This is a genomic window from Rheinheimera sp. NSM, assembly GCF_052380015.1.
GTDB lineage: Bacteria > Pseudomonadota > Gammaproteobacteria > Enterobacterales > Alteromonadaceae > Alishewanella.
On sequence record NZ_JBQTCI010000001.1, the window covers coordinates 139,253 to 149,499 of the forward strand.

General features: G+C 41.4%; 9 protein-coding genes. 4 read left to right on the top strand and 5 right to left on the bottom strand.

The annotated features are described in order from the left end of the window. Positions 1–32 precede the first annotated feature (32 nt). From ACTZWV_RS00620 to ACTZWV_RS00630, 3 genes are all read right to left on the bottom strand, one after another. Positions 33–695: a hypothetical protein gene (locus tag ACTZWV_RS00620; protein WP_444784669.1), complete on the bottom strand. Its 663-nt coding sequence runs from the start codon at positions 693–695 to the stop codon at positions 33–35. Positions 696–792: 97 nt separating this feature from the next. Continuing rightward, positions 793–1,326, bottom strand: a complete 534-nt coding sequence (locus tag ACTZWV_RS00625) for a hypothetical protein (protein ID WP_444784670.1) — start codon at positions 1,324–1,326, stop codon at positions 793–795. Between the two features lie 2 nt (positions 1,327–1,328). Further along, on the bottom strand, positions 1,329–2,240 hold the full coding sequence (locus ACTZWV_RS00630; RefSeq protein WP_444784671.1) for a hypothetical protein: 912 nt from the start codon (positions 2,238–2,240) through the stop codon (positions 1,329–1,331). Between the two features lie 502 nt (positions 2,241–2,742). Here ACTZWV_RS00630 and ACTZWV_RS00635 point away from each other — a divergent pair. Further along, a complete protein-coding gene (locus tag ACTZWV_RS00635) occupies positions 2,743–3,327 on the top strand; it encodes a hypothetical protein (protein ID WP_444784672.1) in 585 nt (194 codons plus the stop codon). Positions 3,328–3,392: 65 nt separating this feature from the next. Here the strand turns inward: ACTZWV_RS00635 and ACTZWV_RS00640 are convergent, their stop codons facing one another. Next, positions 3,393–3,986: a hypothetical protein gene (locus ACTZWV_RS00640; RefSeq protein ID WP_444784673.1), complete on the bottom strand. Its 594-nt coding sequence runs from the start codon at positions 3,984–3,986 to the stop codon at positions 3,393–3,395. Further along, on the bottom strand, positions 3,986–4,705 hold the full coding sequence (locus ACTZWV_RS00645; RefSeq protein WP_444784674.1) for an AHH domain-containing protein: 720 nt from the start codon (positions 4,703–4,705) through the stop codon (positions 3,986–3,988). Before ACTZWV_RS00645 ends, ACTZWV_RS00640 begins: the two co-directional genes overlap by 1 nt. 592 nt (positions 4,706–5,297) lie before the next feature. Here ACTZWV_RS00645 and ACTZWV_RS00650 point away from each other — a divergent pair. Genes ACTZWV_RS00650 through ACTZWV_RS00660 form a run of 3 tightly spaced genes read left to right on the top strand, consistent with a single transcriptional unit; the run spans position 5,298 to position 10,191 of the window. After that, complete coding sequence (locus tag ACTZWV_RS00650) at positions 5,298–6,398, top strand: nucleotidyltransferase domain-containing protein (RefSeq protein WP_444784675.1); 1,101 nt, start codon at positions 5,298–5,300, stop codon at positions 6,396–6,398. Further along, the gene (locus ACTZWV_RS00655; RefSeq protein ID WP_444784676.1) at positions 6,391–8,607 is read left to right on the top strand and encodes a ThiF family adenylyltransferase; all 2,217 of its coding nucleotides are present in this window, start codon (positions 6,391–6,393) and stop codon (positions 8,605–8,607) included. Before ACTZWV_RS00650 ends, ACTZWV_RS00655 begins: the two co-directional genes overlap by 8 nt. Positions 8,608–8,625: 18 nt before the next feature. Further along, complete coding sequence (locus ACTZWV_RS00660) at positions 8,626–10,191, top strand: SAVED domain-containing protein (RefSeq protein ID WP_444784677.1); 1,566 nt, start codon at positions 8,626–8,628, stop codon at positions 10,189–10,191. Positions 10,192–10,247: the final 56 nt, after the last annotated feature.

Consider the following 10,247-nt stretch of genomic DNA (forward strand, 5'->3'; position numbering starts at 1 on the left):
CAGTGAGCGGAGCGAACGATTTGAGCGATTTGTTATACATTAAGACCCTCTAAGGTCTTGTAGTAGTGATAGTAGTCAGACTCATGCTGATTTGAAAAGGGATCGTGTAACTCTGTGGAGCGATTCAAGTTGAAGACCATGAACTCATAGAGTTTCTGTTTGTTTTTTTGGTAGAAGTCCTCTAGGTCTGACGCGCTTGGCTCAAACCTTATTGCATTATCATTCTTGTGAAGTTGTGAATACCTAGATCGTATGGCATGAGTAGTGATAAGGTTTCTCTTCTTCAGCCAATGGTAGGTTAGTGACTCATTTACTAAGGATTCAAAAGAGTAATCGTATATTTTTTCAAGCATCTCCCAGCCGAAAGAAATAATTTTTTTGCGGATGCTTGGACTTTGGGATGAACATTGAGCCAAGGCTATTGCAGACTCTAGAACTTCAACTGCAAATCTATAATCACCGCTGAATACGCTCTTTTCAATTCTTACTGGGGCAAGTCTTGAAATCTCTGAAAGCTTTGAGATGGCATCAATCAGCTCAATATCGATTTTTTCTCCAGATATTTCATGCTCTATATATCCATTTAGTTTCTGGTAGTGGACATTTAGCTCGCTTACTAACGTGTTAATTCGATCTTCAGGAAAGGAGCTCAACCTGTAATTATTTATAATATTAATATTGGTGTGGATGTCCATGTTTTGCCTTATGTATAACGTTGCCAGCTTGCGCAGCTTTGCAGTGGACGCTCAGCCGAAACGAAAAAGCATTCGCTATGGCTGGCCTTGTTAGAATTCAAATGACTGTTCCACTGACCTTTAAATCGCATATTTTTTCTTTGATCATTTGGCATAGCTCATCAGTATCCTGGACGGCCAACAACTCGGCTTGAGTTATGACAACAATATCTCGCCCTTCTTTGAGGGAATTTGAAATAACATCTCTTGCTGCTGTCCTTTCTGGCGCATCTCCCGAGATACCATTTGCAGCGAACAGAATTCCGAAACTCAAGCCTCGATTTTTTAGCTTTGTGTCAAACCAATTAACTTCGATACTTCCCAAAGGCCGTGACCAATTTTTGCATTCTGCCAAGATGAAGTTAGGAAGAAAGAAAAATCCCTTTTGCTTCTGTTCATTAAAGAAAGCGATATCCACCTCTTCTGAGTGGGCGTCATTCAGTACATTTCTTCTTGTAATAGATATTCCAGGAACTTTCCCAATTACGTAAGAAAGTAGTTCTTCAAATGCATCACCTTTTCCTTTGGTTGTTGTAGCAGATTGGCCCTGCACAATGTACCCTTGCATTCTTGCCTGAGATAAAGTCGCCATCTTTATCTCCTAATGCCATGTACACGCTGATTTCTCAGACTTCTAATAACCTCACCAAAGCTCTCATTTTTTAGTAATTCAAGCAGCTCGTAGCCAGAGATAGCAATGATATTTGATGGCAACTCATAAAAGTACTCAGAACGATCTGGACCATTCAAATAAACAAGTAGGCCGTATTTAGAGTTTGATTCATGAAGGTAGTGGTTTAGCTTATCTGCGACCCTATCTACGTCCGAGACAGATTTTATTGTTAACTTTACTTCAACGATTAATGGATTTGCTCCAATATACGTAAGCTCATCACTCCAGATTGCAATGTCTGGCCTATATCTTCTAGATCTAAACTCTGACACGATATTTACACCAGATTTTCTTATAGCGTCTGCAACTATTTTTTCGAAATCTTGAGATACTTTTCCTCTATCAGAACCTTCGGTAAGATTTGCTTCAATTTTTCGCAAAGAGTCTAGGTATTTATTTGAGTATTCACCGATAGGCTTGCTAGGTGTAAAGTTATATTTCTTTTTGGATATGGGTCTCTTCCCATATTTCATTAACTCTTCGACATAGTTGGCTATTTCTATGTACCTAGATGAGTCCAAACGAATAATTGGGAACTCGGAGTAATTTATCGGAATATTTCCAGCTTCGTAGGATGTTGCAAGCAAGACCTTTTTACCAATACCGAACGCAATGCCTGCCTCAAAGAGAACCGTCTTTAGAGATTCTTCGTCGTCCGCAATACATAAAGTGATGTCGCACGATTTTATGACTGATGCAACAGTAGATGCGTAGCTTCCTTCAAACTCTTCAAGGTCAGTAGCAAAAACAGCTTTTATGCCCCGAAGCTTGAGCTCTTCTGCGAGTTCGATGACCCAGCTTTTTCTTGGTATTGATATATAGCAGGATTTCACATCAACTCCTTAGTGCTCTTTGAATTCTAATAGTTATTATGTAGACTTTTCAGTAACACCTGATGCGTTACTGAGGATTGACTACACATCGCCCCTAATTTCAACAAATTACAGCGTGTACACGCCTTTTACAATAGGGCGTTACTGAGAAGTCTCAGTAACACAGTTGATGCTCTTAAAGTTCTGGCATTAGCATTAGAACCGACTTGCAATTCACTTTGAAACGCCCGCTATTGGCACAAATCAGAACGCCGCAGGAAGATATCAACAGGCTCAAGTAATTGAAATCGCTTAGAGGTGTCAATTTTGTTAGTGGTAATTCATTAGATGTTTGACATTCTTATCGCCCCAGATATTATTAGGCCATTGGCATAGTCATGGCCAGCTGCCCACTTTAGCAAACCCGGATGGGATGACGGCTCCAAACCACCTTTTATCAATGCTTAGGTTTTTCAGCAACCGCGGCAGTGGGCACCGTAGATGCGTATTGGAGAACTAAGTCATGCAATTAATCAAAGTTATTTCTACTCAAAATGTCGAGCGGATGAAGCGAAAGGCTCGCAAGCTCAAACGCGAAAAAGCTATTACTCACACCCAAGCCCTAGACGAAGTAGCCAAGGCGGCCAGATTTAATCACTGGCATGAAGTGGTTCAGGCTAATGCTCATTTTATACCAGCTGAAACTGCTTTTGCTGAAGGCTATGTGTTGGCGTTTGACACCAAGGATGGCATGGATATCGATACGTCTGATGGCGTTCTGATAGAAGACCATCTACTGGAAATGCTGACCCAACATCAGTTATTTGAAATCTACAGTAATTTCATAGATGAGGAGGACGAAAAGCGCAGGCCATATAAAGAGATTTACCCCGATGACGAGCTCAGGGAAAATTTCGTCGATGAATCTACCTTTATGTTTTTTCGACTGAAAGATGCCACAGATAAATCTCTTAAAGACGTTTTGATACTAGCCAGAGAATATAGCTTTTGGCCACCTTATTATATTTGGATAAAGGGCGAACTGTTCGATACGCATAATCTTCCAGTTGAAGACGACAGCGGCAACACTATAGGTGTTCGATTCTAACTGTATTGTTAATGCAGCGCCCGGTCTTATACCGGGCGTTATTGACAGCTCGCTCAAGTTAATCGCTAGAAAATGCCAGCTAAATCCTTGTCGAACTCGATACCAGTAAAGTCATGCTTGTCATAAGCTTCTTTAAAGCTACCCGTTGCAAACAGGCCATGAGTACCATACATTTCTGACTTAAATACGGACTTGTCTGCCAATGATGACTGCTCAAATACCAATGTTTCCACGCCACACTCAAACCCGTCTTCATAGTGACGTAAGGTTTTCGAGGTGTCCTCTTTTGCAAACTGCAGCGGGACAAAAATGTACATCTGCATATAGCCGACCTGAAGCGCTAAAAACTCTCCGGCATCAGCCAGCAGGTTTTTAAAAGCGTTATAAGCCTCTTCTGACAACAGCAAGTATGAGCCCCAGAAGGACACATCCGGTACCGGTAATCCTTGATGGTATTCTGAAGCCAGTTCACACCTGCTCGGTGTCCATTTCTCCAGTAAACTTTCGTTGGTTCTGGGTTGGCGCCTTACTAGCGATAAATCTTCATCGCCAAGGATGTCAGCAAATCCAAATAAATCCAGCTCGGGGACTTGATAAGAATTTTCGACAGGCTTTAGCCGATATACTGTTGTTGTCTTTTCCATTAATTCATTTTCCATCAGCCGGCTTTCCTCTGAAGAATATCAGCCGGGTGAGACCCTGTACGAAGTTCACGCTTTACTGTTTGTAGCCGTGACAAGAATACACGCTCCGGCAGATTATCGTTTGAAAACTTCGACGCAATCCAGGTTTCATAGTTGTAGGTATGGATTGGTCTGTGTGCCGGCGATTCAGGTGTTGCCCAGTCATCAGCAGTGTTCTTAGCAAAGTTACGCAGCCAGATGCCATTTAGCGGGTCATTGATACCGAACCCAAATGCATGCAGATTCAGGCGACTTCTAATAATCAACTCTTTGCGGTGCTTACCTGAGCCTGGGATGATATGGTGAGCCTCATGGATTGGAGTTGGTTTCGGCTCACCCACGGCAAGTAAGTTTCTGGCCAACATCTTTGTTGGATGATGGTTTTCGGTTGCCAGTTCTCGAACAGACTTGGACTCATTAGATTTGCGATAAGCCGTTAGATTTTCCTGGTACATAATGTGCGCAGCAATTTTGCGGCGCTCTAAACGCAAGTGTTGCCAATCTTTATCCCGCTTTGCTATGCGATCAGCCCTCTGCTTTGTTGTCTCGTTAGCCGGAGCCTGGCTGTTTCTGCCGTTATGAAATTCGCTGGCTTTAAGCTCGTACTGATAAATAATCATCTCAAGTGGCGATGGGTTTTCAGGTCTCACTGGTCGTGGAAAATTCATATACTGATTTGACTGGCTCGGCTTCATGCTAAAAATTGCTCCTGCGTATTTTGCGGTGTTTGCAACGATTTTAAATTCACACCGCCTTTACATCAACCATATAAACACCTAAATTTTACCAAAAGTTAACCTTGAGGGCTGAATATGGAATATTCGTCAGTATCTGAGAAGCAGGCAATAGCTCTGTTGTGTGAATGGAGAGAGATAGGCCATGACTTACCTACTCTAGCGAAACTAAATAGGGCGGAAGCTTCTAATAACATCATAGTACTCATACCTGGGTATCGATGTAACAAGTGGTATCAGGTTGGACAATCTTTTTCAGCCTACCGTGATGCGATGATTTGTGTTGGTGAATTGCTTGATAAAACTTACGAGCTAAGTTCAGAATTTAGGGAAGGCTAGGAGCTGGCATTAGATAATATTAATGCTGAAAATGACTTTGTAACGACAACTAAACTAAACAACTCTGCCGAGCGCAGCAGAAACCTTGCATGCTACTTATACCAAGGCATTTTTCTTGGAAGCAAAGGTGCTGAACATTTTTCATACTGCCAGTTGCATGTTAATGAAACAGTCCCCACTATTAAAAAATCAGCCCTGTGGAGATATCTGATCTATGCCTATACAAACCCACTTCAATAAATTTGATAATAAAATTTACTTAACCAGCCACTCTGAAGGGTATAAAAAGGCTAAAGAGAAAGATCTAAGCATTTTCGATGACATTAAAATTGCGTTTAAAGAGGCTGGATACCCTATTATTGACACATTTATGCAGGGCTCATTTGCAGTGAATACTGCGATAAATAGTTTGGATGGTGACTTTGATATAGATCGTGCCATTGTAATTGATTCAGAGACGGCCCCCACCGATCCAGTAGCTCCCAAACAAATTATCAAAAATGTTCTGGTAAAGCGTAATTTTAAAGAACCTCGTATTAAAAAACCTTGTGTTACAGCCGATTATCAATCGGTTAACTTGCATATTGACTATACTGTGTACAAGAAAGAGGCATCGTTCTTTGGTGACACTCATTACCTTGCAGTAGGCAAGAATGGTTCAGGTGATAATCATAAGTCATGGTCAGAGTCTGATCAAAAAGGTTTAATTGAGTGGATCGATAGCGTTGATGAGTATGTATTTGGCGCTGTTATAAAACGTAAACAGTTGAAGCGCCTAATTCGATATATAAAAAGGTGGCGAGATGTTAATTTTTCTGCAGACGTTAAAAAGAAAATTTTCTCAATCGGGCTCACAGTAATGATTAAGGAGCAGTATGCTCCTAACTCATTTTCATCAGAAGTGGATGATGATTTAACAGCTTTGAAAAACACAATAGATTCGATTCTCAACGCTGATTACATTACGGCTCCCTGGGGAACAACCGAATACCGTGTTTATGTTCGATTACCCAAAATACCTAAACGAGATATATTCCAACATAAAGTGAATGGCGGCTATGCAGACGGTAGCGACTTAAATGTGGGTACACAGTTTCGAAATAAGCTACTAAAACTGCAGACCGAACTTCAGAAAGCATTAGATGAGACTGACGAAATCAAGCAATGTATTATTTTAAATAGTGTTTTTGGTGACGATTTTGAAGTGCCAGCTAGAGTCGAGGAGCAATCTTCACAAGTAAAGTCGGCAACAAGGTCTTTTGGTGCTGCTGCTCTGAGCTCATCGGGAGCGTCAGGGACATCACAAGGTGCATAAGCTGGATTATACTAATGTAATCAAACATTTCCTTGACAGTGAGTTTGATGTACAACCAGTTTGCTATGCAAGTTTAGATGCTCTACTAGTTAGCGTAGACATCAATGGGCGTGTTGTATCATTGTTACACTTCTGTGTTAATGAGATATTGCATCTACCCCAATTTTTCCTGAAAGATTACACTTCTTACGGAGTATTAGCGCATGTATTGCCATTTGAAGGCGTTGAAGAACTTGGCTCCATATGTGTTAACCAAATGGACTCCGTGTCTGTAAACTTTGAAAGACCAGAATTGGCATTTGAGGAGTCTATTAAACGGCATGTAAAACTGCTAGAAAAGCTTATTACTGATACTGAATTCAATCAAAACGAGCTGCTTAGAGAGTTCAGAACTAATTGGTATGCCAATACCAAATGTCTACGTCTCAAAAGCCCGAAAACGTTGTATTGCACAGTAGAGTCAACGGACTACATGAGACTTGACCTATTTAGGCCGTTATCGCCAGATAGCGTAATGAGTATCACAGCATCTTTTGTTGCCCAACCTGCCTCAGTTAATGATGACAATGTAGCCCGATTTTTCCAAATAGATAAGCGTAAGGCTCACCAGGACGCATCTGGCTGTATTATACCCATGCAATCGGTAACTCCAGAAATACCCCGTGATGCTGCAGGGTTAAAAACTTGGTTGTTGAATAACCTCAAACTTCTTCCATCAGAATTGAAAACTAAACTTGAAAGAGAGTTTTATCCTCGCAGAGCCAAGGAATTCTGGATCGTATTAAACGTTTTAACATCGTCAGGAAAAGCTTGGGTTGGTGTGCTACTGAGAAGAGATAAAAAGAGGGAGTTTCCCAATAACGTCGAGAAAATTGAGCAATGGAAAATTGAGCCATTCTTTGTAGAAGTATTTAATAAAAAACTAATGTTACCAAGAAGCGGAGCAAACCCGACGCTCGATCGAAAGAAAATTATACTGTTTGGGTGTGGCTCCGTTGGCAGTGAAATAGCACATAAGCTAGGTTCCTCTGGTGTTGGTCACATTGACATTGCTGATCCTGATAAATTCACAACCTCTAACTTATACAGACATACTCTTGAAAGGCACTATACCGACTGGCCAAAATCTTATGCTGTAGCCTTACAATTAAAGGCTAGGTTTCCTTGGGTGAGTGTGAATAGTTTGACTACCTCATTGTTGGAAAATCGAAATGCTGAGCTACTAAGAGGTTATGACCTTATTATCATTGCGATTGGTTCACCCACGCATGAGCGTTTATTTCATGAATTCCTGACAAAAGAAAACATCCACGTACCTGTGGTGTACACCTGGCTAGAGGGATATGGTATAGGTGGGCATGCTATTTTGGACATCCCCAACTCAAAAGGATGTTTACGTTGTGCATATGTCGAGCCCAGTACCGGAACTCGAGGTCTTGCATCTAACCTGAACTTCCTTGCTTCAGATCAGAACGTGGTTAAAAACTATGCCGGTTGCGGTGAGATGTTTATTCCATATGGTGCAATAAGCTCAGCACAAACCGCGCTAATAGCTGCAAATTTATCAGTCAACTTTTTAGAGGGGAAAGTATCAGAATCGAAGAAATTGAGCTGGAAAGGTGCTAGTGCTGATTCGGAATCAGAGGGGCTTAGAGTTACTCCTCGCTACAAACACTTTAAATCCTCGTTGAAAAGTTTATCGTTAAGACACCCTTTGTGTGATGTTTGCTATCGAGAAGAGCCTATTTGTTATATATGCAAGGACGGTAAGCGCCTTTATATATCAACGGAGCTTAATCAAGAATTATGTAGTTTTCGGCAGATCACGCCTAAATCAGTTGAGTCAGCGGGATTACTTATCGGATGTTATCTTCAAAACGGAGATGTTCTCGTAGATAAAATAACAATCCCGAAACCTTCAGATATTAGAACCAGAACAAGTTTCAGATTGGATGCAAAACTACACCAAATTGAGGTGGACAGTGCTTACGAAGAATCAGATCACTTACTTGGATACATTGGCACCTGGCACACGCACCCGCAGGCCGAGCCAGTGCCGTCCAATATAGATAGAACAGATTGGCGAGAACATGAGGTTGACAATCCCGACCGCCCCCTTTTCTTTATTGTTGTAGGTTTACAGAAAGTATCCGTCTATACGTTGAATGAAGGGAATATCTCCGAGTTAAAGCTTGAGATAAACGATTAGAAAAACGATGGAGCGTATATGACTCAGCAAAATTTACTTTTTCACCAAGCGGCATTCGAACCAATTGAGTCTCTCGAAAAGCTTAACGAATTCTTGTCTAAAATAGGTAAGATGCCAAAGCCAAGTAGACTCGGTGTTTTAACTGATGATGCTGGTCAAAATCAAATTCTTCTCCTTCAGGCTACGGATATTACGATAAGCCTTCGGCTTAACCTTCCTCGTGATGAAAAAAATCAAGCTTTTTCAACTCTCGGAGCAGATGACGGAATTGAAGTGCGTCATTTACAGGGAAAGCAGGTAACTGCAGGTGACCTCAGTACCATTGAAAACTTGATGAGTTTATGGGAGGCGTGTGCCAAACAATCAACTCAATTAACTTTTAATCAGTATGAAGCATTTTTCAACCAGCTATTGGAATCTCGAAACGAAAAAGGGAGAGGTAAAGGTTTCTCAAAGCAGACACTTGATCAAGTAGCGCGTGACAGTCATGGTTATTGCATGTTCGAGGGGTGTGGAGAGAAACTAAGTGTTGATGATTTAACCGGTTACATTGGCAATTATGGTTACAATGCACATATCGTCGCGTCTTCTGAATCAGGACCTAGGGGTATACCGTATTTATCTGCACTGTTGTCAGATGAGTCTAGTAATGTTTTGATGTTGTGCGACAAGCATCATCGCTTGGTAGATAAGATTGCTACAGTAGACTTCGATGCGAGTCGCCTATCAAGAATGAGAGAAACTTTCAAAAGGAATGTAGAGAAGTTACTGCAGGGTTTAAGCTTCAAACCCCTTCCGGTGTTCTCAATCCTTTGGCCGATTGGAGGTCATGTCTCGTCAGAACCAGATGAGCGTGACATAGCAATTTGTCTGTCACATATTAAAGCTCGCATTTTCGGCACACTTAACATATTGAGTAGCAATGATAAGAGTTATCGTGCAAGACCTGAAAACTTTATACGAGACATGGATGACATTGTTCAGCAAGAAGCTAACTCTATTATTCAGCAAACAAAAAATACTTCCCACAAAGCAGCGCTTTTTGCATTTGGGCCTATGCCGGCATTGGTTGGGTTGGGAGCGTGTCTGGGCAATAAATGTGAGATCATACCTATGCTTCGCTACAGAGATGGAAGTTGTTGGATGTGGCCACAAGAAAAAAAAATCGAAAAGCCTTACCAAATTCATTGGGATGAGAAGCAATTATCGGGTGTAAATGAGCTGGTTCTCAGTATTGCGATGACAAATTACCCAGATTCAATGAAGAATAAACTGGGTAAGCTTGGGTTACCCGTCATTCAGGTGCAGGCAAAACAAATGGGTAACGCTGCGATCCCACATCCTCATAACGGACTTGAGTTAAAAACCGAGTTACATACCTTATTGCAGGCCCTCCATGATAGTTATGCCATTAAGCGAATACATTTGCTGATATGTGCGTCAAATGCTGTCTGCGTTTTTGTTGGACAGGCGTTTGATTTGTACCAGCCGGAACTATTGGTTTACGACTTCTCAGACGAGGATATGGTGCCGAGGCTGACAATCAGAAATGTGAATAATAGAGTGGAATTATCATTACCATAGTTGATATATCGATATTCTAGCTTAGAGCGGGAGAGTTTAGGAGATTACAACCCGCT